The organism is Pandoraea sp. PE-S2R-1 (genome assembly GCF_002179865.1).
In the GTDB taxonomy this organism is placed as follows: Bacteria; Pseudomonadota; Gammaproteobacteria; order Burkholderiales; family Burkholderiaceae; genus Pandoraea.
Map to the genome: position 1 here is coordinate 743,453 of NZ_NGUR01000015.1, position 25,504 is coordinate 768,956.

Annotated in this window: 21 protein-coding genes and 1 pseudogene; 7 read left to right on the forward strand and 15 right to left on the reverse strand. The window is 62.8% G+C overall.

What is annotated here, in order from left to right:
* Nucleotides 1-135 precede the first annotated feature (135 nt).
* Nucleotides 136-1,050: a transcriptional regulator GcvA gene (gcvA, locus tag CDV44_RS20855; RefSeq protein ID WP_087690176.1), complete on the forward strand. Its 915-nt coding sequence runs from the start codon at nucleotides 136-138 to the stop codon at nucleotides 1,048-1,050.
* Between the two features lie 92 nt (nucleotides 1,051-1,142).
* On the opposite strand, the pseudogene CDV44_RS20860 reads toward gcvA, so the two are convergent.
* The 3 genes and pseudogenes from CDV44_RS20860 to CDV44_RS20870 form a co-directional block, all read right to left on the reverse strand.
* Nucleotides 1,143-2,300 (reverse strand): annotated as a pseudogene (locus CDV44_RS20860) (cysteine desulfurase family protein); the annotation flags it as partial.
* Nucleotides 2,301-2,430: 130 nt separating this feature from the next.
* The gene (locus tag CDV44_RS20865) at nucleotides 2,431-3,843 is read right to left on the reverse strand and encodes a sensor histidine kinase (protein WP_087690180.1); all 1,413 of its coding nucleotides are present in this window, start codon (nucleotides 3,841-3,843) and stop codon (nucleotides 2,431-2,433) included.
* A gap of 38 nt (nucleotides 3,844-3,881) precedes the next feature.
* The gene (locus tag CDV44_RS20870) at nucleotides 3,882-4,589 is read right to left on the reverse strand and encodes a response regulator (RefSeq protein ID WP_087690182.1); all 708 of its coding nucleotides are present in this window, start codon (nucleotides 4,587-4,589) and stop codon (nucleotides 3,882-3,884) included.
* Between the two features lie 154 nt (nucleotides 4,590-4,743).
* Between CDV44_RS20870 and CDV44_RS20875 the strand changes: the two genes are divergently transcribed.
* From CDV44_RS20875 to CDV44_RS20890, 4 genes are all read left to right on the forward strand, one after another.
* A complete protein-coding gene (locus CDV44_RS20875) occupies nucleotides 4,744-5,847 on the forward strand; it encodes an ABC transporter substrate-binding protein (RefSeq protein WP_058376932.1) in 1,104 nt (367 codons plus the stop codon).
* 151 nt (nucleotides 5,848-5,998) lie between these two features.
* Complete coding sequence (locus CDV44_RS20880) at nucleotides 5,999-7,762, forward strand: iron ABC transporter permease (RefSeq protein ID WP_087690183.1); 1,764 nt, start codon at nucleotides 5,999-6,001, stop codon at nucleotides 7,760-7,762.
* On the forward strand, nucleotides 7,755-8,825 hold the full coding sequence (locus tag CDV44_RS20885; protein ID WP_087690186.1) for an ABC transporter ATP-binding protein: 1,071 nt from the start codon (nucleotides 7,755-7,757) through the stop codon (nucleotides 8,823-8,825). The genes CDV44_RS20880 and CDV44_RS20885 overlap by 8 nt, the downstream gene beginning before the upstream one ends.
* A gap of 97 nt (nucleotides 8,826-8,922) precedes the next feature.
* Entirely contained in the window at nucleotides 8,923-10,008 is a 1,086-nt protein-coding gene (locus CDV44_RS20890; RefSeq protein ID WP_058376929.1) for a porin, read from the forward strand.
* Nucleotides 10,009-10,142: 134 nt separating this feature from the next.
* Here the strand turns inward: CDV44_RS20890 and CDV44_RS20895 are convergent, their stop codons facing one another.
* The 9 genes from CDV44_RS20895 to CDV44_RS20935 form a co-directional block, all read right to left on the reverse strand.
* Nucleotides 10,143-11,738: an ABC transporter substrate-binding protein gene (locus CDV44_RS20895; protein WP_087690187.1), complete on the reverse strand. Its 1,596-nt coding sequence runs from the start codon at nucleotides 11,736-11,738 to the stop codon at nucleotides 10,143-10,145.
* The gene (locus CDV44_RS20900) at nucleotides 11,735-12,448 is read right to left on the reverse strand and encodes a GntR family transcriptional regulator (RefSeq protein ID WP_087690189.1); all 714 of its coding nucleotides are present in this window, start codon (nucleotides 12,446-12,448) and stop codon (nucleotides 11,735-11,737) included. The genes CDV44_RS20895 and CDV44_RS20900 overlap by 4 nt, the downstream gene beginning before the upstream one ends.
* The gene (locus CDV44_RS20905) at nucleotides 12,445-14,214 is read right to left on the reverse strand and encodes an ABC transporter ATP-binding protein (protein ID WP_249277638.1); all 1,770 of its coding nucleotides are present in this window, start codon (nucleotides 14,212-14,214) and stop codon (nucleotides 12,445-12,447) included. Before CDV44_RS20905 ends, CDV44_RS20900 begins: the two co-directional genes overlap by 4 nt.
* Nucleotides 14,211-15,032, reverse strand: a complete 822-nt coding sequence (locus CDV44_RS20910) for an ABC transporter permease (RefSeq protein WP_058376928.1) — start codon at nucleotides 15,030-15,032, stop codon at nucleotides 14,211-14,213. The genes CDV44_RS20905 and CDV44_RS20910 overlap by 4 nt, the downstream gene beginning before the upstream one ends.
* Nucleotides 15,029-15,973, reverse strand: coding sequence for an ABC transporter permease (locus tag CDV44_RS20915; RefSeq protein WP_087690191.1), 945 nt, complete (start codon nucleotides 15,971-15,973; stop codon nucleotides 15,029-15,031). Before CDV44_RS20915 ends, CDV44_RS20910 begins: the two co-directional genes overlap by 4 nt.
* Before the next feature lie 111 nt (nucleotides 15,974-16,084).
* Complete coding sequence (locus CDV44_RS20920) at nucleotides 16,085-16,954, reverse strand: hydrolase (protein WP_087690192.1); 870 nt, start codon at nucleotides 16,952-16,954, stop codon at nucleotides 16,085-16,087.
* 84 nt (nucleotides 16,955-17,038) lie between these two features.
* Nucleotides 17,039-18,181: a C45 family peptidase gene (locus CDV44_RS20925; RefSeq protein WP_087690194.1), complete on the reverse strand. Its 1,143-nt coding sequence runs from the start codon at nucleotides 18,179-18,181 to the stop codon at nucleotides 17,039-17,041.
* 133 nt (nucleotides 18,182-18,314) lie between these two features.
* Nucleotides 18,315-18,956: an FMN-binding negative transcriptional regulator gene (locus CDV44_RS20930; RefSeq protein WP_087690196.1), complete on the reverse strand. Its 642-nt coding sequence runs from the start codon at nucleotides 18,954-18,956 to the stop codon at nucleotides 18,315-18,317.
* 58 nt (nucleotides 18,957-19,014) lie between these two features.
* Nucleotides 19,015-20,004 carry an alpha/beta hydrolase fold domain-containing protein gene (locus CDV44_RS20935; protein ID WP_087690198.1) on the reverse strand — a complete coding sequence of 330 codons (990 nt, stop codon included), beginning with the start codon at nucleotides 20,002-20,004 and terminating at the stop codon, nucleotides 19,015-19,017.
* A gap of 155 nt (nucleotides 20,005-20,159) precedes the next feature.
* Here CDV44_RS20935 and CDV44_RS20940 point away from each other — a divergent pair, with 155 nt between their 5' ends.
* Entirely contained in the window at nucleotides 20,160-20,978 is an 819-nt protein-coding gene (locus CDV44_RS20940; protein WP_170936053.1) for a helix-turn-helix domain-containing protein, read from the forward strand.
* Between the two features lie 34 nt (nucleotides 20,979-21,012).
* Here the strand turns inward: CDV44_RS20940 and CDV44_RS20945 are convergent, their stop codons facing one another.
* Together CDV44_RS20945 and CDV44_RS20950 are read right to left on the reverse strand one after the other, a co-directional pair.
* Nucleotides 21,013-22,083 (reverse strand): porin, encoded by a 1,071-nt coding sequence (locus CDV44_RS20945; RefSeq protein WP_087690202.1) that lies wholly within the window; start codon nucleotides 22,081-22,083, stop codon nucleotides 21,013-21,015.
* 405 nt (nucleotides 22,084-22,488) lie between these two features.
* Nucleotides 22,489-23,517: a histone deacetylase family protein gene (locus tag CDV44_RS20950; protein ID WP_087690204.1), complete on the reverse strand. Its 1,029-nt coding sequence runs from the start codon at nucleotides 23,515-23,517 to the stop codon at nucleotides 22,489-22,491.
* A gap of 139 nt (nucleotides 23,518-23,656) precedes the next feature.
* Here CDV44_RS20950 and CDV44_RS20955 point away from each other — a divergent pair, with 139 nt between their 5' ends.
* Nucleotides 23,657-24,142 carry an Lrp/AsnC family transcriptional regulator gene (locus CDV44_RS20955; RefSeq protein ID WP_058376919.1) on the forward strand — a complete coding sequence of 162 codons (486 nt, stop codon included), beginning with the start codon at nucleotides 23,657-23,659 and terminating at the stop codon, nucleotides 24,140-24,142.
* 150 nt (nucleotides 24,143-24,292) lie between these two features.
* On the opposite strand, the gene CDV44_RS20960 is transcribed toward CDV44_RS20955, so the two are convergent.
* A complete protein-coding gene (locus CDV44_RS20960) occupies nucleotides 24,293-25,390 on the reverse strand; it encodes a saccharopine dehydrogenase family protein (protein WP_058376918.1) in 1,098 nt (365 codons plus the stop codon).
* Nucleotides 25,391-25,504: the final 114 nt, after the last annotated feature.

The following is a 25,504-nucleotide window of genomic DNA, read 5'->3' on the forward strand; positions in this document are numbered from 1 at the left end:
ATAACGCCGGACGTCGCTATGGCATGCACCGTTTCCGCACACCACCGTCGTCGTTCGATATCCACATTGTTGGCGTCGGACCGGGTCTTCACAAATCAGTTATTCTGCGTCGCATTGAAAGAAAATCTTTCCATCATGAAAGCACCGGTGTTCCTCAATGCGCTACGGGCGTTCGAAGCCAGCGCGCGGCATCAGAGCTTCTCTGCCGCCGCTGCCGAGTTGAACGTGACACCCGCAGCCGTCGGCCAGATGGTGCGCAGTCTCGAAGCGTGGATGGGCGTACCGCTCTTCGAGCGCAGCAGCACCGGGCGGGCGCGTCTCGTGCCGACGCAGGCCGCGCAGCGGGCACTGCCCGACATTCGCGATGGCTTCGATCGTCTCAACTTGGGGTTTGCCAAACTACGAGAAGGCTCGGCCGTCGGCGTGTTGACGGTGACGGTCAGTCCCGCGTTCGCCGCTAAATGGCTGCTGCCGCGCATCGACGACTTCCAGAGCGCATGGCCGGACACCGACGTGCGGCTCGACACCAGCCTCAAACTGGCGGACTTCGTCGCACAAGGCATCGATATCGGCGTGCGTTACGGTCAGGGGCACTGGCCGGGGCTGAAGGCCGAGAAATTGATGGATGAACAGGTCTTTCCTGTCTGCGCCCCCTCACTGCTGCGCGAGCATCCGTCATTGCAGCATCCGGAAGATCTGCGGGGCATGACGCTGATTCACGACTTGTCGGTGGACACTGCGGCGGGCTTCGTCACATGGCCGTCTTGGCTGGCACACGCTGGCGTATCCGATATCACTACACGCGCCGGTCTGAAGGTCAACAACTCGGCGGCCGTATTGCAGGCGGCGATCGACGGCCACGGCATCGCCCTTGCCCGCAGCGTGCTCGTGCGGGACGATCTCGCCGCGCAGCGACTCGTGCGGCTCTTCCCCGAGGTGGATTGCGCGTCGACGCTCGCGTACTACATCGTCTATCGCGCCGAGTGTGCGACGCTGCCACGGCTGGCAGCGTTTCGCGACTGGTTGAAGCAAGCCGCCAGCGATCAATGACGCGCCCCCAATAAAAAAGCGCCGTTCCTTCGAACGGCGCCTTCTTTTGCTCACGCTTCGCAGCAGCGCTGCGATTCACCTCATCCGCATCACGCGGCCAGCGCGCGGCACTGACAAAGCGCACGCTCGAAACAGGCGATCGCAAAGTCGACCGAGGCTTCGTCGGTGAAGCGCCCAAGGCTCACGCGCACCGTGCGGCCTGCGGCCTCGCTGTCCACACCAATGGCGCTCAACACGTGAGACGGTTGGCCCGAGGCCGAATTGCAGGCCGACGTCGACGAGATCGCCAGATTGGTGTTCAGCATAAAAGTGAAGAACCCCGGATGATTCACCGTCAGGCTCAACGTATGCGCAATCCGACGCGCACTCGCAGCGTTATGCGTCACGTTGCCCAGCGCGAGAACCCCATCGAGCAAGCGGCGGCTGAGCTTGCCGATGCGCTCGTTATCCACCGTCATGCCGCGCATGGCCAACTCGCACGCCGTGCCCATGCCGACGATCTGATGCGTCGCCAGTGTGCCCGAGCGCAAGCCGCGTTCATGACCGCCGCCATGCATCTGCGGCGCGATACGCGCCATCACGTCCTTGTTGACGTACAGCGCACCGATTCCCTTCGGCCCATACACCTTGTGCGCCGACATCGACAGCATGTCGATGCCCATGGCCTTCACGTCGATCGGCGTCTTGCCCAGCGCTTGCGCCGCATCGACATGCAGCAGCGCGCCGGCGTCGTGCACCACCTTCGAGATGGCAGCCACATCGGTCAGCGTACCGAGTTCGTTATTGACGAGCATGAGCGACACCAGCCCGGTGTCCGGCCGCAACGCGGCAGCCACCGACTCCGCCGTAATTTCACCAGTGGCCGAGGGCGTCACGTAGGTCACAGGGGAACCGCGCTTTTCCAGATAGGCCATCGTGTCGAGAATGGCCTTGTGTTCCATGACGCTCGTGATCAGATGCGGGCGCGCCTGCGCGAGTTCGGCATAGCCCTTGAGCGCCAGATTGTTCGATTCGGTCGCGCCCGACGTCCAGACGATCTCGGCCGTGTCGGCACCGATGAGCGCCGCCACCTGCGCGCGCGAGCGCTCCACGAGTCGGCGGGCGGTCGTGCCCGCAGCATGCGAACTCGACGCCGGATTGCCGAACACGCCGTCGACGCCAAGGCAATCGGCCATCGCCGCAATCACGGCCGCATCAGCGGGGGTGGTGGCAGCGTAGTCGAAGTAGTGAAGTTGTTCTTTTTCGCGCATGATCGGGCTCCTGCAAAAATGTGCATCGATCGTACGCGTCGAAAACGAGAAAAGGCTTGCAAAATCACTCGTCGATTTCGACGATCGAGCCAATTTATTCCCCAAAATACATAAATTCAGGAAATTATTACTACACCACCCCAGATGGCGCTTCCGATCCCGAAAATCGCACGGTGACGGCCAGTCCCCCGCCCGGGGCATCGGCCAGCGTGACTTCGGCACGATGCATACGGGCAATCTCGCGCACGATCGCCAGTCCGAGCCCGGAGCCGTCCACCGCTTGTCCGGCCGTTTCGCTGCGATAGAACCGCTGAAACACGGCGTCGTGCTCGTGCGCGGGAATCCCCGGTCCGTTATCGACCACTTGCAACACCGGCGCCCCGTGCTCGACACCGACGCGCACGGTAATGACCGCGCCATCGCCTGCGTAACGAATCGCGTTGTCGATCAGGTTGCCGCACATCTCGGCGAGCAATTCGCGTTGCCCCAGCAGGTCGACCGCGCCGTCGTGCTCGAACCCGAGATCGATGCCGCGCGCGCGTGCCACCGGCGACCAGTCCAGCGTCGTGCTGCGCGCAACCTCATCGAGGCGAAGTGGCACCTTCGCGGCGGGCGCGCCGACATCGGCCTCCAACCGCGACAGCGACAGCAACTGCCGGACACTCTTCGCCGCCTGCTTCACGGCCAGATTGAGCCGTTCGACGCGCTCCCGTGCGCTCGCACTCAACGTCTCGCGCAACGTCAGTTCCGACTCGGCCTGAATGATCGCCAGCGGCGTCTTCAACTGGTGCGCCGCGTCGGCAAAGAAGCGTTGCCGCGACGCCTGCATGCGCCCGACGCGCCCCACATACTGATTGATCGACTCGACCAGCGGCTCGACCTCGGTCGGCAAATCCACGTTATCGAGTGGCGTCGTGTCGTCTTCGCTGCGCGCGGCCACCTTCGCAGACAGCCGATTGAGCGGACGCAAACCGCGCGTCACCCCAAGCCACACGATGGCGAGCGCCAGCACCACCAGCAGCACTTCCTGCTGCAACGCCCCCGTCAGAATCTGGCGAGCGAGTTCGTGACGCGACTCGGTGGTCTCGCCCACCACGATCCAGACGACGCGCGTCTTGGCATTCGGCACATCGTGCACGGGCAGACGCAACGCCCCCATGCGCAACGCCTCGCCCCGATAGGTCGCGTCGTAAAACACCGAGTGATAGGGCTCCGGCGTGACCACCGAGGGCGGCAACGGCAGATCGTGATACCCGGTCACCGCCCGCTCGCCGTCCTCGCGAATCACGTAATAGATCTTGCCGCCGCGATCCGACTCGAACATCTCCAGCGCGAGGTACGGCAAGTTGACCTGCACCTCGCCGTCGATCAACTGCGTGCCCTCGCGAATCGACTTGATCGAGAATTCGAGCGACCGGTCGAACGCGGAATTGGCAGCACTCATCGCGCGCTGATAGGTCAGCCAGGTATCCAGCGCGAGCAGTCCAAGCAGCGGGAACAGCAGCCAGAGCGCCAGTTGGCGGCGAAGATTCGGTTGCGGCATCAGGCAGAGGGACTCAAGGGGCGCGAGGAGACGTGCGATTACGACGCCGTAGGTGTCGTCGAGACGGCAGATGCAGCGTCGGGTTTGGCTTCGAGCAGATAACCGAGTCCGCGCAGCGTGACGATGGCGACACCGCTACCTTCGAGCTTCTTGCGCAGCCGGTAGACGTAGATTTCGATGGCGTCCGGATTCACCGACTCGTCGATCCCGAAAAGCTTCTCCGACAGCGCTTCTTTATTGATTGCCCGGCCACCACGCAGAATCAGCACTTCGAGCACAGCGCGCTCGCGCTTGGTCAGCGCCAGCAACTCGCCGTCGAGACGGAAACTGCGCTCCACCCCATCGAATACGAGCGGTCCACAGGTCACGTCGGCACTCTCATGGCGCTGCGACCGGCGAATCAATGCGCGCGCACGGGCCTCCAGTTCATCGAGTTCGAACGGCTTCGACAGATAATCGTCGGCCCCGAGATTGAGCCCCTTCACGCGGTCTTCGAGCGAGCCGTGGGCGGTGAGAATCAGCACCGGCACCATGTTGCGCCGCTGACGCAGACGACGCAGCAGTTCAAGGCCGTCGAGGCGCGGCAGGCCCAGATCGAGAATGACGAGCGAATACTCCTGCGTGCGCAGCACGTGATCGGCAGCTTCGCCGTCGTGCATGCAATCGACGGCGAAATGCGCCTGCGTGAGGGCTTCGGCAAGGGATTTGGCCAGACTCGGATTGTCTTCGACAAGCAGGATGCGCATGAAAAGGGACCAGACCCTAGGGAAATCCATGACCCGAAAAACCGCTCATGGGCCGGATTCGACACGAAATCGAAAGCGAATTGAAAGTTCCGGCAAATTACCATGCGCCACGAGAAAACGACAAACCCCGTTCAAGGGGTCTCTGGAGGAAGACATGAAGCAAACGCAACTGCTTGGGCGCTGCGTGGCCGCCGCCGCACTGTTCGCGACCGGCCTGTCCGTCGCTCACGCGCAGGTGCCCGCCGGGTACCCGGCGAACTATCAGGCCACCATCGACGGGGCCAAGAAAGAAGGCAAGCTGATCGTGTACTCGGTGACCGACACCGCCCTCGTGCGTCCGCTCATCAAGGACTTCGAGGCGCTCTACGGTGTGAAGGTCGAGTACAACGACATGAACAGCACCGAGCTGTACAACCGCTACATCAGCGAGTATGCCGCCAACAGCACCAGCGCCGACGTGCTCTGGAGCTCGGCCATGGACCTCCAGGTCAAGCTCGTGAACGACGGCACGATGGCGAGCTACGAATCGCCCGAGTCGTCACACATCCCCCAATGGGCGCAGTACCAGAAGCAGGCCTACGGCACGACCTACGAGCCGCTCGCCATTGTCTACAACAAGCGTCTGCTGCCGGCCGACCAAGTGCCGCAAACGCGTGTCGAACTCATCAAGCTGTTGCAGTCGGACCCGGCCAAGTTCAAGGGCAAGGTCACGACCTACGACATCGAGAAATCCGGTGTGGGCTTCAACTACCTCACGCAAGACGCGCGCGTGAACCCGGAAGTCACGTGGGAACTCGTGGGCGCGATGGGTGCCCTCAACCCGAAGCTGCAATCGAGCACGGGCGCGATGATGGAGCGCATTTCGTCGGGCGAGAACCTGATCGGCTACAACATTCTCGGCTCGTACGCGTTTGCCAAGGCGAAGAAGGACCCGTCGATCGGCTACGTCTACCCGCGCGATTACACGCAGGTGGTGAGCCGTCTGGTCACCATCTCGAAGAAGGCCAAGAACGTCAACGCCGCCAAGCTCTGGGTCGACTACCTGCTCTCGAAGCGCGGCCAGACGCTGCTCGCGAATCAAGCCAACCTGTTCTCGATCCGCGCCGACGTGGAAGGCGAGACCTCGATGGCCAACCTCACGCAGCAACTGGGCGCCGCGCTCAAGCCGATTCCGATCGGTGCGGGCCTGCTCGTCTACCTCGACCAATCCAAGCGCCTCGAATTCCTGAAGCGCTGGCAACAGTCGATCAAGCGCTGACCGGTCTGGCGCAGCCAGTCCCGCTGCGCCGCCGGTTCACCTGATGCACGCGATTCACCCGATTCACCTGTAATTCTGGCGGCCGCGCACGCGGCCCGCCTCTCCCCAAGCCATTCTCGATATGCGCCCTGCGTGGCGCAGGGAGACCTTCATGCTGTCGTCTACTACCGACACCCGCTCTGCGGCGCCGTCCGCACGCTCGCGCGCTGGCGTGCCTCATCTTGTTGCGTCGCCATGGCGTGCGCTCGCGGCGACCTCGCGCTGGATGGTCATCGCCGTGCTCACGATTGCCGTGTTGCTGCCGCTGTCGTTCATCGTCGTGCAGAGCCTGCTGTCGGCGCCGTTCTTCGATGCGAACCGCACGTTCGGCATCGACGGTTACCGCTTCATCTTCACCGACCCCGATTTCTGGTCGGCGGTAAAGAACTCTTTCATCATCGCGTTCGGGATGCTGTTCATCTCGATCCCGCTCGGCGGCATTCTCGCGTTCCTGATGGTGCGTACCGATCTGCCGGGCCGCCGCTGGCTTGAACCGCTGCTGCTCACGCCCGTCTTCGTCTCGCCGATGGTGCTCGCGTTCGGCTACGTGGTCGCCGCCGGCCCCGTCGGTTTCTACTCGGTGTGGTTCCGCGAACTCACGGGCATGGATGCGCCGTGGTCGGTCTACTCGATCTTCGCGATCACCGTGATCGTGGGCCTCACGCACGTGCCCCACGTCTACCTCTACTCGTCGGCTGCGCTGCGCAACCTCGGCTCCGACGTGGAAGAAGCCGCCCGCGTCGCCGGTGCGCGGCCATTCCGCGTCGCCCTCGACGTCAGCCTGCCGATGACCATGCCTGCGCTGTTGTTCGCGGGCGTGCTGGTGTTCTTCCTCGGCTTCGAAGTCTTCGGTCTGCCGCTCGTGCTGGGCGATCCTGAAGGTCACTTGGTGCTGGCGACCTACCTGTACAAGCTCACCAACAAGCTCGGTGTGCCGTCGTATCACCTGATGGCGGCCGTGGCGATGTGCATCGTGGCGATCACCTTCCCGCTCGTGCTGTTGCAGCGTCACTTGCTCAAGCGCGCCAACAAGTACGTGACGGTCAAGGGCAAGGCTGGCCGGAAAACCGTGCTGCCGCTGGGCGTGTGGCGCTGGATTGCGCTGGGCATCGTTGTGACGTGGCTGCTGGTGACGGTGATCGTGCCGATCTCGGGCATCGTGCTGCGCTCGTTCGTCACGCACTGGGGCGAAGGCGTCGCGATCGCCGAAGTGCTCACGCTCTCGAATTTCGAAGAGCTGTTCGAGCAAGACAACCTCGTGCGCGCCATTCTCAATACGCTCGGCATCGGTGTGATCGGTGGCGCGATGGCCGTGGGCTTCTACTCGCTCGTCGCCTTTGCCGGACACCGTCGCAACGACTGGGCAGCCAAGCTGCTCGACTACATCGTGCTGCTGCCGCGCGCCGTGCCGGGCCTGCTCGCGGGTCTCGCGTTCCTGTGGATCTTCCTCTTCGTGCCGGGCTTGAAGGAACTCAAGAACTCGATGTGGAGCATCTGGGTGGCCTACACGGTGGTGTGGCTCGCCTACGGCATGCGACTCATCCAGAGCGCCCTGCTGCAAGTCGGCCCCGAGCTGGAAGAAGCGGGCCGCAGCGTGGGCGGCACGCGCAGCCGCGTGAGCCTCGACGTCACGCTGCCGCTGGTGCGTTTCGGTCTGCTCGCCGCGTGGCTGCTCATTTTCATGATTTTCGAGCGCGAATACTCCACCGCCGTCTATCTGCTCTCGCCAGGCACGGAAGTGATCGGCTCGCTGCTCGTGTCGCTGTGGGCGACCGGCGCAGTCGATCAGGTGGCCGCGCTCTCTGTCATCAACATCGCGATGGTCGGCGCCGGTCTGGGCGTGGCGTTGCGCTTCGGAGTCAAATTGCATGGATAAGCTCGTCGTCGACAACCTCTTTCTGAGCTATGGCACCAACCCGATCCTCAAGGGTGTGTCGTTCGAACTCAAAGCCGGTGAAGTCGTGTGTCTGCTCGGCGCATCGGGCAGTGGCAAGACCACGCTCCTGCGTGCCGTGGCCGGTCTCGAACAACCGTCGGAAGGCCGCATCGCGCTGGACGATCAGGTCTTCTTCGACGGCGCGAAAAGCATCGATTGCCCCGTCGAACAGCGCTCGCTCGGGCTGGTGTTTCAGTCGTATGCGCTGTGGCCGCACCGCACGGTGGCCGATAACGTCGGCTACGGCCTGAAGCTGCGCAAGGTCGGTGCGACTGAGCGCCGCGAACGCGTACAAAGCGCCCTCGATCAACTGGGCTTGGGCCATCTGGCCGAGCGCTTTCCGTTCCAGTTGTCGGGCGGTCAACAACAACGTGTGGCCATCGCCCGCGCCCTCGTCTACAACCCGCCGGTCATTCTGCTCGACGAGCCGCTCTCGAACCTCGACGCCAAGTTGCGCGAAGAAGCGCGGGCGTGGCTGCGCGAGTTGATCGTCTCGCTGGGGCTGTCGGCCTTGTGTGTGACGCACGACCAGACCGAAGCCATGGCGATGTCCGATCGCATTCTGCTGCTGCGCAACGGCCGTATCGAGCAGGAAGGCACCCCGGCAGAGCTGTACGGCTCGCCGCGCTCGCTCTACACGGCGGAATTCATGGGCAGCAACAACCGCATCGACGCGACCGTGAGCGCCGTCGATGGCGAATTCGTCACGCTGGCAGGCGACGGCTTCGCCTTGCAGGCCCGTGCCCGCGACACGCTCGCGCCGGGTCAGGACGCACAAGCCGTGATTCGCCTTGAGCGCGTGCAGGTGGCCGACGGCCCGGGCCACAACCGCGTGGGCGCGCAACTCGTCACGTCGATGTATCTGGGCGACCGCTGGGAATACCTCTTCCATTGCGGCGCGCTGCGCTTCCGCGCGTTCGGTCACGTGCCGCGCGACCCCGGCCATCACTGGATCGAATTCCCGGCCAACGACTGCTGGGCGTTTGCACAATCCAACGCCTGAGCCTGCCCGACAAGACCGGAGATCGATGCAATCCCAAGCGACGCGCGGGCGCTCTCCCGCGCAATACCAAGAGAAACAGAAGAAAGAGGAGACAACAATGAAACGAAGCAGTATCGGTCTGGCCGCAACGACGGCACTGGGCGTGCTGGGCGCCGCGCTGGCCAGTCAGGCTCACGCACAGTCGAACGTGACGATTTACGGGATCGTCGACGCCGGCGTGGAGTATGTGAACCATGCGAGCGACAACGGCGGTGCAGCGCGCGCCGTGTCGGGCGGCAAGAACACGTCGCGCTTCGGCTTCAAGGGCTCCGAAGATCTGGGCAACGACCTCAAGGCCGTGTTCCAGTTGGAAAGCGGTATCAATCTGGTCAACGGCCAGTTCGATGACGGCCCCGGCGCGATCTTCGATCGCCGCGCCACGGTCGGCCTGTCGCAGAAGAAGTGGGGGCAAGTGACCATCGGCCGTACGTTCACGACAACGTACGACTACATGCTCCAGTTCGACCCGATGGGTTATGCGCCGAACTACTCGTGGGCCACCAGCTCGACCGCCACGGGCGCCCGCAAGGACGGCCTGTTCTCGCGCTCGGCCAACGCCGTGCGCTACGACGGTGAGTTCAACGGTCTGAAGCTCGGGGCGATGTACGGCTTCGGCAACGTGCCGGGCAGCATGAAGACGAGCTCGAAGTATGACTTCGCCGTCGGCTACGAAAACGGTCCGTTCGCCGTGGTGGCGACGTACGACCGCCAGAACGGCGCCGGTACGAGCACGAGCCCTGCCGACACGACGGATTACATTCAGGGGATTCACGCGGGCGCGAGCTACAGCTTTGGCCCCGCGAAGGTAATGGCCGGGTATCGCAATTACAAGAAGACGTTCATCACGGCAGGTACGGCATCGCTGCGCAGCGACATGTACTGGCTGGGTGGCTCGTACGACTTCACGCCGGCCTTCACGCTGTATGGCGCGATCTACCATCAGGACATCAAGGATGCGGGCGATGCCGACCCGACGCTGATCTCGCTGCGCGCGCAATACGCGATGTCCAAGCGTACGTCGCTGTACCTGTCGGGTGGCTACGCATTTGCGAAGCACGGCCAGAAGGTCAGCCTGTCGCGTGACCTCGTCGGTGCCGCCGACACGCAGGTCGGTGTGACCGCCGGCATCCAACACCGCTTCTGATCTCACGTCGAATTCCGCGTCCGATCGGGTGGTTGATCGGCTCGCGGTCCAATCGCTGACGTTTTTCCTCAGGTGACGGCCTGACCATAGCGGGGGGTACCGCTAAACGCGCAAGTCAGGCCGTTACCGTTTTTTTATTTCGCGAGTCGCGTCTGCCAGAGGCGCGGCTTGCCCTCCCAAGCGGCAAAGCCTTCCACGCGGCGGCCTACAGCCCACGGTTCAACACCGTTGCTCAGCAAGATGAGCGGCACCTGATCGAGCATCATCGTGTGGAGTTGGTCGAACATGGCCTGCCGCTTGACCGGGTCAGGTTCCTCGCGGCTTTGATCGATCAGTGCCAGCGCACGCGGGTCTTCCCAGACCTTCTGCGGCTGCTTCGTCTTGTCGCCCGAGAACTGTTCATAGCTCAGTGCCGGGTCGATGCGCGATGAATACGAGAACGAGCTGATCTGATACGCGCCGCTGTAATAGCGATCCAACTGCGTCGTCCACTCCAGCACCTCGATCACCGCATTGATCCCCACGGCTTGCATCATGGCCTGCGCGATAACGGCGATGGTGTAGCTCGGCACATTCACGCGCTTGTTGGCGAAGATCACGATCTTCTGGCCCTTGTAGCCCGCCTCTTTCAGCAGACGTTTGGCCAGTGCCGGGTCGTAGGTGTAGCTCTTCTTCTGCGTCGCGTCGTAGTACGACGACGTCGTCGGCACTGCCGATGAATTGGGGCCGCCGTGACCTTCCGAAATGGCCTCGGCGATCTGCGGAATATCGAGCGACGCGGCAATCGCCTGCCGCAGCTTCTGATTGCCGACCACCGGATCGCGTGTCTGGATCAGCAGCGCGTTCTTCGACGCCAACTGGCCGACGATGATCTTGAGGCGCTTGTCGGCCTGAAGCTCCACCACGTCCGACGGTGCCACGCGTGCGACGGACAATGCGCCCGATTGCAGCCCGGCCTTGGCACTCGCCGTATCCGGCACGATGGCGAACTTCACCGCGTCGACCAGCGGGGCTTTCGCACCCACGTAGCCATCGGGACGCGTGCCCGGCGGCGACTTGTATCCGGCATACGCGTTCATCATCACGTACTCGCCGCGCTTCCACTCCGTCAGCTTGAACGGCCCCGTGCCGATGGGCTTGTCCCACGTGCCGTCGGGCTTCAGCGAAGCCTTGTTGATCACCGCCGTCATGCCGCAGTACGTGCGCGCCAGCGTATCGAGGAACAGGCTTGCCGGGCGGTTGAGTTGCATCACCACGGTGTACGGATCGGGTGCGCTGACCTTCGTCACCTTCAAGCCCTTGCGGCCATCGAACTCGTCCAGACAGGCCCAGCCGGTCTTGGGGTTCGTGTAGCGCTGCCAGCTCCAGAGCACATCGGCCGACGTGAGTGCCGCACCGTTATGGAAATGCACGTCGCGGCGCAGCTTGAACGTGTAAGTCATGCCGTCTTTCGAGACGTCCACCGATTCGGCCAGCAACGGGGCAACGGTGCCGTTCTCGCGATAACCGACCAGCCCTTCGACCACATGCAACACGACAGCATCGGTCATGTCGTCGCGGTTCACGCCGGGGTCCGTCGAGCGGATGTCGGCGGCAAGCGCCACGTTGAGCGTCTGCGCGAACGCCGCGCCCGGCAGGCACAGCGCACCGGCCAGTGCCATCGCACCCACGGCGCGGGGCCCCGGAAGATTGCGAACGACCTGCCAACCAGCCAACGAACGATCTCTCATTTCTTCTCCACGGACGACTTGGTTTTGACGGTGCCACGCGACGGACTTGCGTCGCCGGACTTGGCGGGCTTGGCCGACTTTGCGGGTTTGGCGGGCGTAGCCGGTTGTCGCACGTGCGCCGCGATGACGCGTTGCAGCGCCTTGAGATCGCGGGCTTCGACGGCGTCGACGATGGCAAAGTGCTCGAGCGACGACGCTTCGATACGCGCGCGCGTGCGGTTCTGCGTCGCCATGCCCGACGGCATGCGGGTGCGCAGTTCCAGAATCAGTTTCGGCAGTTCTTTGTTTTGGCAGGCGGAGTACAGCAGACCGTGAAACTCCGCGTTGACGGGGTGCATGTCGAGCACCGTGCCGTCGAAGGTCAGCGCATGAAACTGCTCGGCAAGCTCGCGCAACCGGACAATCTGCGCCGGGGTGACGTGATCGATCAGATCGGCGGCGGCACCGAGTTCCACGATGACGCGCATCTCGCGAATGTCATGCAGACGATCGGTGTCGATCGACTCGATGTGATAGCCGCAGTTGGGCACGTGTGCCGTCACGCGCATGACCGTCAATTGGTCGAGTGCGCGCCGCACCTCCAGACGCGTCACGTCGTAGCGGGTCTGCAAATCAATCTGCTTGAGCCAGCTGCCGGGCGTGAGCACGCCCGCTTGAATGTCTTGGACGATGCGGTCCACCAGGTTTTGCGCGCTTTTTTCGGTACTCATATTGCCGATGTCTCCGGTCCACACGAACGCTGACGCAGGGCGACACCGCCACCGGACGTGGGGGTGAGCATCGGTATCGCGCGCAGCAATTCGCGAGTGTATTCGTGTCGCGGCGTGTCGAACACTTCGTCGCGTGTTCCTTGTTCGACAATGGCGCCGTCGCGCATCACGATAACCCGGTCGGCCAACTGTTCCACCACGCCCAGATCGTGGCTGATGAACAGGCACGAGAAGCCGTGGCTGCGCTGAAGTTTGGCGAACACTTCGAGCACTTGTGCGCGCACCGTGACGTCCAGCGCGGAGACGGGCTCGTCAGCAATCACGAACGACGGCCGCCGCACGATGGCACGGGCAATCGCCACACGTTGACGCTGTCCACCGGAGAGTTCATGCGGCAGACGTGCCCCGTGAGCCGTTTCAAGCCCGACTTCGGTGAGCACTTCATCGACACGGTTCTGCACATCGGCGCGCGACAGCCCCGATACGTGACGCAGTCCCTCGCCGACCAACTGGCGCACCGTCATTCTTGGATTGAGCGACGCGCTCGGGTCCTGAAACACCATCTGGCAATTCAGGCGGTATTCACGCCATGCGGCGTCGGAGCGATGGATCGCGCGGCCATCGAACAGAATCTCGCCGCCCGACGGTTGAATCAGCCCGGCAATGGTGCGGCCCAGCGTCGTCTTGCCCGACCCCGACGCCCCCACCACCGCGACCACTTCCCCCGGGCGCACATGGACGCTCACGTCCTTCAGCGCCTGCTTGCGCTCGGTCTTGGAGAACAACCGCTGACGCCCCGCGTATTCGACCGACAACCCCTTCACGTCGACCACCGGTGCGAGCGTAATGGGCTCGCGTGCGGGCAGACGATGCGGCATCGCCATCAACAGCTTGCGGGTGTACGGCTCGCGCGGCGCGGCGAGCACATCTGCCGTCGTGCCGCGCTCCACCACCTTGCCGCGCTCCATCACCACCATGCGCTCGGTGTAACGCGCCACCATCGGCAGATCGTGACTGATCATCAGCACGGCGGTGTCGTGCTCACGGGTGAGCGACACCAACAACTCCAACACGTCGCGCTGCACGAGTGCGTCAAGCGCGGTGGTCGGCTCGTCGGCAATCAGCAGCGCGGGTGCCAGCAACATCACCGACGCGAGCATGATGCGCTGGCGCATACCGCCCGAGAACTCATGTGGCCATGCCGTCAGCGCCCCTTTGGGGTCGCGCATGCCGATACGGTTGAGCATGTCGACAATGCGCTCGTTGCGCTCGGCCGCCGACATCTTCGGACGATGCAGACGCAGCGCCTCACCCAACTGCCGCCCGATGGTCATCGACGGATTGAGCGACGTCATCGGCTCCTGAAACACCATGCCGATGCTGCCGCCGCGCAACTCGCGCAGCCGCTTCACGCTGGCCTGCGCCATATCTTCACCGGCAAACACGATACGCCCGCCCGCCCGCACCACCGGCTCGGGATTCAGGCGCAACACGGCGCGCGCCGCCTGCGTTTTGCCGCTGCCCGACTCGCCCACGATGCCGACGATCTCGCCCGGAGCGATGTCGAACGACACGTTGGAGACGATCTCGCGGCCACCCTGACCGATGGTCAGCGTGAGGTTTTCCACCGAAAGCACCGACTTCGCGGGGATAGCGCGTGCATCGGGGGCGGCAGACACGTTCAGAGAAGACGACGAATGCGGCATCGCAGAGGGCCCAGACGAAAGATCGATGTGCTCGGAGAGCTCGGAACGTGCAAGGTTCATTTCATCCCCCGCATGCGTGGGTCGAGGCGGTCTCGCACGGCATCGCCGGCGAGGTTGATGGCCAGCAGCGTGAGCGCGATGCACAGGCCCGGGAAGATCGACAGATAGCTTGCCTGCGAAATAAACGGACGGGCCGACGCGAGCATGTTGCCCCACGTGGGCGCAGGCGGCGGCACGCCGAGACCGAGGAACGACAGCGCGCTCTCGGCCAGAATCACCCAGCCGAACATCGACGTCGCCAGCACCGAGATCGGCGCAATGCAATTCGGCAGCACGTGACGGAACATCGTGTACAGATCGGAATTACCGAGCACGCGCGACGACTCCACGAATTCCCGTTCACGCAACGACATCACCGCACCGCGCACCACGCGCACCACCGACGGCGTGTACGCCAGACACAGCGCAAGCACGATGCCGTACTGGTTCGGCCCGACGATGGTGAGCAGGCCGAGCGCGAGCAGCAGCCCGGGAAACGCCAGCATCGCGTTGTTGAACGTCATGATGATGCGGTCGGTCCAGCCACGGGCGAAGCCCGCCAGCAGGCCGATCGTGCAGCCGAGCACGATGGCGAAGAACACCGTCAGCGAAGCGATCAGAAAGCTCGTCGCCGCGCCACTGAGCAGTCGTGACAACTCGTCGCGGCCGAACTCGTCGGTGCCCAGCAGGTGCACACCGCCCGGCGGATGCAGCCGCGTCGGGAAATGAATGCGCAGCGGATCGAACGGCGTCCATACCGCGCCGAGAATGGCGCAGATGACCAGAAACGCGAGCAGCAGGCCACCAATCGTGGCGTTGGAGAAGAGGCGTTTTCTCATTGCACCGTCACCCGGGGATCAAAGAGGGGATAGCAAAGATCGATCACGAGGTTCACCACGACGTACACCGTCGCCACGCACAGCAGACACCCCTGAATGACCGGATAGTCGCGGGCGAAGATCGAGTCGACGAGCAAACGGCCAAGCCCCGGGATAGTGAACACCGTCTCCACCACGGCAATGCCGCCGAGCAGGTTGCCGAGCACCAGCCCGATCAGCGTCCACGTCGGGCCGAACGAATTACGGAACACGTGATTCATCAGCACTGCACGCTCCGACAGCCCCTTGGCGCGGGCATGGGTCACGTAGTCCAGACGCAACACGTCGAGCGTGCTGGCACGGGCCATGCGAATCAGCACGCCGATTTCATGCAGGAACAGCGTAAGAATCGGCATGACGAGATACAGCAACCCGGCGCGCCAGTCGTCGGCAATCGACACGTAACCCACTACCGGCAGCCATTGCAGCTTCAGCCCGAAGAACAACAGGATCAACAGACCGAGCCAGAACGCGGGCATCGACACCAGCAGCGTGGCACCGCCCACGAGCAACAGATCGGGCAGCTTGTTCTGCTTCCACGCAGCGATCATGCCGGCGGGCACCGAGACGAGGGCCGCGAACAACACGGCACACAGCACGACCTGCGCGCTGGTGATGAAGCGCGCCCAGACCAGCGAGCGCACCGGCTCACCGGTAGTGATCGACGTCCCCAGATCGCCGTGCAGCGCGCCGGAGAACCAGATCCAGAACTGGGTGGTCCACGGCTGATCGAGCCCCATCTTGACGCGCATGGCGGCGAGCGAGACCGGATCGGCCAAGTCGCCGAGCAGCAACTGCGCGGGGTCGCCCGGCACCAGCCGGATCATCACGAACACCGACACCGTCACGATCAACAGCGTGGGTGTCGCGGCGAGAATCCGGGACAACAGAAAACGAAGCATGTTCGCGCTCCCTAGTTAGGACGACCGCATGGCACAACTGCGGGGGCTGCAATGGCGTTCGCGGCGCACATCGGCGGCATCGGCGGAATCCGTCAGCGACCGGCCAACGGCTCAGGCATCGCCGCGCTTCTTGCGAAGCACATCGGCCAGGAAGTCCTGCACGGCGGGCACGGCCAGCATGCCGTTGTGCGGCATGTTGTCGATCACGTCGAAGGTCACATCGACGCCCGCACGTTCGAACGAATCGCGCAGCGAGGCGAGGCGCTCCTGCCGATTGGCACCGGCAGAATTGGCGCCCGGCATGAAGTGCGGACCACCTTCCCGGTGCGTGATTTCCCACGTTTCGAGGTCGGCTTTACCAACGACCATGTGCACCGGCACGCTGCGCAGCGCGTCGAGATCCAGCGCCTTGCCGAAGCGTTGCTGCATGTCGCCAATGCCGACCCACCAGTTCTGCTGCGCGTCGAGCAGCGTGACCGAACCCGGCGCGCCGATCGACAGCGCCCACAGACGTTCCGGATGCAGATAGCCGAAGCGATTGACGAACTGACCGCCGCCCGAATAACCGAACAGCGCGAACTTGTCGAATGACGCTTCGTATTTGCGGCTGACTTCATCGACCATGCCCAACAGCACGTCGTCGTAGCGGATGTCCGCTTCGACCAGATGTTTGAAACCGCCGGGGTTGCCGTCGCCGCGCACGCCGACCGGGAACAACGGGCACAGGATCAGGCAGTCTTGCCAGCGGCCGAACTCCGCGAACGCGTCGCGATAGTTGGTGAACTGGCGGCCCGTGCCGTGCACGACAACCACCAGCTCGACGCGATTGCCCGGTTGCGTGATGGCCTTCGGCACATACAGGGCGTAGGCAAAGCGCGGATCGCCCGCGTAAGAGAAGATCGTCGTCGAACCGAGGTCGTAAAGGTTGCGGGTGCGAGCTTCAGTGCTCAGATTGGCGGCGTCGGTAGTGGTCTTGGTCATGGTTGTTGCGAGGTATTTTTCGAATCTATGAATAGGCGCGGCGGCTGGCGGGATCGGGCGCGCGGATCGGCGCCCGTGACCGCCTTACGCTTCGAGCAGCGTCGGTTCGCCTTCGAGGCGATAGCGCGTGAATACGCGGTTGAGGGCGGGCATCGGTGCCACGTCCATCTCGCCGACGGCGGGTTCCATCACGACCATCGCCACGGAGGCCGTCATCGAATGACGCACGCCTTCGCGCGGCGGGCGGCACACGGAGAACGGCGTGCCGAAATCATCGAACAGCGCCTGCTTGAGGCTGTCACGCGAAATCATCGGCGTGCTGTTGAGCAGCTTGCGCACGCGCCAGTCGCGGTAGTAGCTGTCGGCCGAGTTCTCGCACCCGGTATCGACCAGCTTCGTGCGCGCGACCGGGCTCACCCAGTGGTTCGCGTGCACGATCAGTTGATCGTCGCCGGGGTACAGCGGAAAAGCTTCGTTGGTGGTGCACTCGAAGTCGATGGCAAAGCCTTGCGCCATGCCGAGCATGATGTTGTTCGAGCAGGACTTCGGTGTGGTGGCGACGGCCTTAAGGGCGTTCGCGAACACCGGCTGATCGAGCACCTTGCGGCGAAGAATTGCCAGCGGCACGCCGAGTTGCTTGAAGTCGCGGTCCGATTCCAGATAGTTGGCGGTGATGGAAACGCCTGCGCTGTTCATGCCGCTGCGCGCCAGACCACCGGCTTCCACGAACGTCAGAAAGTCGGGGCCGTCATCACGTTGCACACGCAGCACGACACCGGTGTTCACGCAGTCGGCGCGCCAGTCCCAGTTCTGGGCGTGCAGCAGATTGCCGCTGGCCGAGCGCTCCGGCAACACGATGGCGCCGGTGCAACCGTCCTGAAGCTCTTCGCCCTCTGCGGTGGCCTGGTCGGCACGGGCTTTGGCCAGCACTTCCGTGCGGGCGTTGATCATCACGATGTCGGCGAACGACACGCCTGCGCCATCGGCAATACCGTGCATCTCGTCGAGATAGGTCGGATCGACCGTGCCGATGTGCCCTTCAAAGTGCTTGAAGAGCGCTGCGCGGGCGCTGGCGGTGTAACCCAGTTCGTCGATCGTGCGGCCGTACATGGCTGCGCTCGCGCGCACCCGGTCTTGCGCCTGCTTGCCGTACTGCACGCCCCGGTCGTAGGGGCGGCCGCTCACGGAAACGAACGGAAACTGCGAAAACTGCTGGAATGTCGTCATAGCGTGACTAAGCTCCGGAATAGCGAAACCTGTGACATCGACCCCATCGGCTGCGACGTTTGCACAGATACCGGCATGATTTAGCCAATCATATTGGCGCCAAAAACGGGAAAAAAATTATTTACGTCGGTGTTTACGCTGACCGTTCCCCGGCGCCCAACGTCGCGCGCATGAGTGCCGCAATCTCACGGCCACCGGCGTCCTCACGCGATTCCAGCGCAGCAATCACGCCGTGTTTGTCGGCATCGCTGTGGTCCTGATTGAGCTTGAGCGCCCCGTCCAGACGCGAGACTTTCATCACGACCCCTGCGATTTTCGGCAGGCGTAATGCGGTCTGTTCTGCGGGGATACCGGCGAAGGTCCACTCCCCTGCAATCGGCCCGTCGAACGTCTCGACCACGCGATCTAGGATGCGCTTGATGCCGTTGGCGTCATCGACCACCTGAATGTCGCCATACGCGTGAATCGCGGCGTAGTTCCATGTGGGGAACGTGCGCTTGTCGTCATACCAGCTCGGCGAGATATAGGTGCTGGGGCCCTGAAAGATCACCATGGCGTGGCAGCCTTGGCTCAGGTCGTCGTACTGCGTGTTGCGGCGCGACAAATGGGTGGTCAGCAACGTATTGCCGTCGGTATCGACGTCGACCAGAAACGGCAGATGCGTCGCGGTCATACCCGACCGGCCGAACGTGACGAGCGCGGCGAACGGCCAGCGGCGCATGAGTGAGCGCAACGTCTCGGGTGAGTTTTCTTGATAGGGTTCCGGGCGGTACATCAGCGATCCTGTTCCTGTAGGCAGAAGACTTGAATGAGGGGCGTGGCGGTGACGCGGGTCATGCGCTCACGCGCTGTCTGATCCATTCGGCCTGCTCCGCGAAGGCCCGGTCGCTGACGCCAGCGATCGACACGGCTTCGAGAAAGCTGTGGATCGTGCCCGGGTACACCGTCGCGCTCACGGGCACACCGGCATTGCGCAGCCGTTCGGCCATCTCGATGTTCTCGTCGTAGAGCGGATCGAGTTCGGCAATGGCGAAGCAAGCGGGCGGCAGGTTGTCGAGGCTCGCCACAATCGGGCGGCAGCGCGGGTCCGAGAGGTCGTCGCGGTGATTGATGTAGCGGTTCACGAAGCACACCATGTCGTGCGACGAGAGCGAATACTCGCCGCCTCCGAAGCGGGCAAACGAGTCGCGCCACGGAATCATGTCGAACGCGCCGTAGTTGAACACCATGCCGCGCAGCAGGCTCTCACCGGCGTCGCGCAATTGCAGCGCCGTGCCCAGCGACAGGTTGGCACCGGCGGAGTCGCCACCGATGAGCAGCGCCTGTGCGTCGAGGCCCAGCGTGTCGGCGTGGCGATGCAGCCAGCGCGTCACGTCGACAATCTCTTCGAGTGCGCGCGGGAAGCGGGCTTCCGGCGAGCGCGAGTAGTCGACGCCCACCACCGCCACGCCCGCGCGCGCGGCGTATTCACGCATCACACGGTCATGCGTATCGAGACTGAACACGACGAAGCCGCCACCGTGCAGATAGATCAACGCGGGCAACGACGCCTGCTCATGAGGGTAATAAACGCGGATGCGCACGTCGCCGTGCCTCGTAGACACAGTGCGCTCGACGGTGCGATCCATCTGCGGGCCGCCGCTTGCCCAACGGTGGCGAATCACTTCGAACGCCTCGCGCGCTTGCGCTGCGGTGCCGAGGTCCCAACGCGTGAACGCTGCGCCGTCTTCGCTTTGTAACGCCATGAAGCGCGTCATGTCGGGATCGATCGGCGAGAGTCCGGGGTCGTCTGCGGCATGAAGTAGGTGAATCTCTTTATTCATTTTCCGGTTCAGATTGTTAGTGTGGCAACAGGGCCAAATGCGGTGGCAGATGAAATGTCATGCCAATGACAACGAACCGAAAAAATTTTAGAGTTCCAAAAATCAAGTCGCCGCGTGCGCAGGGACATCCAGTAGCGAAATCGGGCCAACATCCAATGCAGAAAAGTACTCACTCCGTCGACTATCAGGATTTGCCACGGCCCGTCGCGGTCATGGTTTCCGATTTCAGCGACTCCACACTGCTCGACGCAGACCCGCCACACTCGCATCCGCGTGCGCAACTGCTCTTCGCCGTCGAAGGCGTGTACACCATCGAAACGGCCACTGGCACGTGGCTCGTGCCACCGCATCGCGCCGCGTGGATTCCCGCCGGCGTGACGCACAACTGCAACGGCCGGGGTCAGGCCATCCTCGCGTGTTCGCTCTACATCGACCCGGCAGTGTCCGCCGATCTGCCGAACACGTGCTGCATCATCGAAGTCTCCACGCTGTTGCGCAGCCTCATCTCCGAAGCCATCGACATCCCCTCGCTCTATGACCCCGAGGGCCGCGACGGGCGCGTGATGTCGTTGATCGTTGACGAGATTTGCCGGGCACCCACGGTGCCGTTGCACCTGCCGATGCCGCACGATCCGCGCTTGCTGCGCATCTGTCGCATGCTGCTCGCGGAGCCGGGCAACGATGGCGATCTCGATGACTGGGCGCGTGTCGGCAACGTCGGCCGTCGCACGCTCACGCGCCTTTTCCGCAGCGAGACGGGCATTACGTTCTCGCACTGGCGTCAGCAATTGCGGCTGATGGTGGCGCTCTCGCGTCTTGCCGCAGGCGACGCCGTCACGACCATTGCGCTGGATCTCGGCTATGAAAGCCCGAGTGCGTTCACGTCCATGTTTCGCACGGCCATGGGCCGCACACCCAAGGAATATCTCGGCGGGCTGGCACAGGCGCCGGTGGCGCGCCACGGCGCAGACTGAAAGGTCTCGCTCGCAGGCGCGCCCTGCCCCATCGTCAGAACCGGTGACGAACACCCGCCACGGTGCCGAACTGGTTCTGCCCTGCGATCACGTTCACCCCCATTCCGCCGACGCCAAGATTCGAGCCGTTGCGGTTGAGCGCGTACGACATGTTCCAGTACAGGTCGGTGCGCTTCGACAGGTAGTAGCCCAGCGCCAGCACGAACGATGTCGGGTCTTGATTCGAGCCGACGACATCCGTGTGATACACCGCGCCCGAGAGCGTCAGTGCGGGCGAGAAGTGTTGCGTGACGCCCGCCCAGTAGAGATGCGTGTGGGTTTGCGTGCTGCCGACGGTCTGTTGCAGATAGCGGTACGCCGCGTAGAGATCGGTGCTGGTCAGCTTGTAGGCGATGCCGACAATGACGCGTCGCGCCGTATCGTCGGCGGAATCGATCGAGGTGCCCTGACGCTGGTCGTACACGAGACCGACGTCGAGCGGACCGCTCTGGTACATCACGCCTGCGCCCATATCGCGCCCCACTTTCGAGTGGCCCGGTACTTGCGCACCGTTGGGGATGGTCGAGTCGTAGCCGCTGCTGTACATCGTCGAGAACGTGAGTCCGCCGAACTTGCCCGTGTACTTGACGGTGTTGTCGGTGCGCGCTGCGAGATACGGGTCGTGCGAGTAAGCGGAGTACGACGCGGCGTAGAACATCGGGTCGTAGCGAATGGAGATGTCGTAAAGCAGGTTCTGCTGACGGCCGAGCATCACTGTGCCGAAGGCGCCGCTCAGGCCGACGAACGACTTACGGCCGAACTCGCGCCCGCTTTGCCCCGAGACACCCGTGTTAGCGCTGAAGCCGTTTTCCAGCACGAAGATCGCTTTGTAGCCGCCGCCGAGGTCTTCGGTGCCGCGAATGCCCCAGCGCGAGCCGGCCATATTGCCCGAGGTTTCTCGCACGAGGGTGGTCTTGCTACCGTTCGCGCCGGGAACGTTCGTGAGCGCTTCGATACCAAGGTCAACGATCCCGTACAGCGTGACATTCGATTGCGCATGTGCGCCGGAAATGAGTGCAGCCAGCGTGCCCACGGCGACGCCAAGCCGGCAAAAGTGATGTTTCATGTCGGTCTTCTCTGTAAGTGAAAAATCAAACTCTCGCGACGCCCGCACTTGTGATTCGCACGATGGCTTTTTCGATAAAAACTCGCGAGAGCGTGGCTCATGAAGCGTTGCTCGACTGCTCGCTGCGACACTTCCGGAACTGATGGTAGGGGGCTGTTTTTTTGATCGCCCCGCCTACGAGGTCATCAAATCTCGAAATCGGGCCACACTTGAAATCACGGCTTTTTCCAGATTTTTGGCGACCGAATGCACCACCGTTGGCCTTCGACGTTGGTTTAATTTAGGGATGCGACTTAATTCAAATGGCCGAACGAATCCCGCCTGCGGCGTGGGTAACGCGCGCGGGTTTCGGAACAAACCAATGGGTGGGTTCTCTAGCGTTCGGCTAGTGGTTTGATGTCTTCTCTAACCATTCGAGAACCCTATGAGGGTGTTGCTGACATTGACGCCGATGTCTTCGACGCAGTAGCCGCCCTCCAGAACGAAGAGCGTGCTTCGGGCGATTTTCGAGATCGCACAGCCGATGCTCAAATAGTCTTCACTCTCCATCGTGAATCGACTGATCGGGTCTTTCTTGAAGGTATCGACACCCAGCGAGATCACCACGGCATCGGGGGCGTATGCCGCGATACGGTCACATGCGTGGGTGAGTGCGGCACGATAGTCGGCCCAGCCTGTGCCGTGCGGCAGCGGCAGATTCAACGTGTAGCCGAGGCCATCGCCGATGCCGCGCTCGTGCGCGTGGCCATAGAAGTACGGATACGACTTGTCGGTATCGCCGTGAATCGAAACAAAGAGCACGTCGTCGCGCGCTTCGAAGATGCTCTGTGTTCCGTTACCGTGGTGGTAGTCGATATCGAGAATCGCCACGCGTGACGCACCGCTATCGATGAAGCCCTGCGCGGCGAGCGCCGCGTTGTTGAGATAGCAGTAGCCACCCATCGCTTCGCGCGACGCGTGATGACCCGGCGGACGACACAGCGCGAACGCGCTCAATGCCCCTTGCGCAACGACGCGCATGGCAGAGAGCGCCACATCGGCGCTGGTGCGTGCGGCTTCCCACGTACCCGGCGTGATGGCAGCGAAGGCGTCGGCGGCGTAGAAGCCCAGCTTGCCTTCGATATGAGCGGGCTCGATATCCGACGTTGCGCCACGAGCGGGCCACACCAGTGGCAACGCGTGATGGGTGCGTCCGTCTTCTTGCCAGATACGCCATGCGTTTTCGAGAAAGCGAACGTAGCGCTCGCTGTGCACGGTCATGTAAGCGCGGCTGTCATGGCGTTCGGCGAGTTGGCATTCGCCAAGCGCGGCGGCGCGAATCGATGCGAGAACGTTGGCCGCGCGCGCGGGAGATTCCACGCTGGGGTGTTGCTCGCCGTTCACCCATTCGGTGCCTTGGTGAGTCAGATGTGCGTCGCTGTAGAGGGTGAGCATGCGTGGCTGAACTGATGCGAAAGGACGAAAACGATTGAATCGGACAGGCATCAGTATGTGGATCGGGACTTGAAATTGCTTTGCTTTTCTTTTTGTCTGACTTAGATTTTTTGTAAAAATCGACTCATCGGCGAGACAAATGAAAAACAATCGACTCTATTCCGAGCTGGATGCCACGGACCGGCAGATTCTGAGCCGTTTGCAGGAGGACGGCAGCGTCTCTACGGCGCAACTTGCCGATGCGCTGTCGCTGAGCGTGACGCCGTGCTGGCGACGACTCAGGAAGCTTGAGGACGAAGGATTCATTACCGGCTTTCAGGCCAATCTCGATCGACGCCGGATGGGATTCGGTTTGCTGGGCTTCGTACAGATCGATTTCGACATTCATACCGATCACGACGCACCCGCGCAGTTCGAGCTGGCGATTCAGCAATGCCCGGAGGTCCTGTCGTGTCACAAGGTGACAGGACAAGCCGATTACATGTTGATGGTGGTGAGTGAAGATCTCGACGCGTATGGCGTCTTTGTCGATACCGTGTTGAAGATGCTGCCGGGCGTGACGGGCATTCACTCCACGCTGTCGTTGAAGGAAGTGAAAGCGTCGAGCCGTGTGCCGGTGCGGTGAGGGATCGGGTGATGTGCTGATTCCGCGATGTGCTGATTCCGTGATGCGTTGTTTCGTCGATTTGACGATTTGATGCGACGGAAATGACACTGCCCGCAGCGGAGTGCGGGCAGTGGTTATGGCAGGTTTAACTGCGGGACGTGCTACGTATCAGGACAGCGATTCGATGTGCGTCGAATGCGCGTAGGCCTGACCGAAGCGGTTGGCGAGGAAGTCCGGCAGTGCAATCTGCTCCTGACGAATAAAGCCACGCTGCGGTAGCTTTTCCGCGAAGAACAGATCGACCGCAGCGCACACTGCCGATGCCGTCGTGATTTGAATGGCGCTCGCGCTATGTCCGTTGTTACGTTCCGCGAAGATCTTGCGGGCGAACACTTCCTGCGTGAGCACACCATTGCGCAGACCACTCACGACGACGAACACCAGCACCACGTCTTGCAGCGTGCTCGGCACGGCGCGCTTGAGCAGCGTCTTGAGCGTTTCCTGATCGTCTTTCAGGCGCAACTCGCTGAGCAACACCTTCATCAAAGCGCCATGCCCCGGGTAACGCACCGACTTGTAGTCGAGATCGCGCACACGGCCGGCGAGCGTTTCGCAAAGCGTGCCGAGCCCGCCGGAGGTGTTGAAGGCTTCGTACTCGACGCCATCGAGCGAGAAATGTTCGAGGTCTTCGAGCGGCTGCACGGTGATCGACGCGCCATCGCGAATGGCTTCACACGGCTGACAGTATTCATTGATGAGACCGTCCACACTCCACGTCAGGTTGTACTTCAGCGAGTTGGTCGGGAAAGCGGGCAGCGCACCGACACGCATCTTCACCACTTCGACCTGATCGAAGGCGGCGGCAAGATGATGCGCGGCGATCGAGATGAAGCCGGGGGCCAGGCCGCATTGCGGCATGAGCGCGGTGCTGGCGCCTTCGGCAAGTTGGGCGATCGCGTGCGTGGCGGCGACGTCTTCGGTCAGATCGAAGTAATGGCAGCCGGCGGCGACAGCTGCCGTCGCGGCACTGGTGGCCATGGTGTAGGGCAACGCATTGATCACCGCATCGTAGCCCGCGATTGCCTTTTGCAACGTGCCTGTATCGCTGTCGGTGAGCTCATACACGGCGTCGGCATTCTCTCGTACGTGGGCAAGCGCCTGTGCGCTGCGGTCGAACACGCTCACGTGATAGTCACCGCTGTCGCGCAACAGACGAGCAATGGTTTGGCCAATGTGGCCAGCGCCAAGCAAGGCAATCTTTTTCATGGTTTTTCCCCTGGTTAGTGGTGATAGATGCGGTGCGATGGCAGCAAGACGGACACCGCGCAAAGGCCCGTGTGGCGGGGCTTTCACGCTGGCGTACGTCTCGCGCCGCTGCAT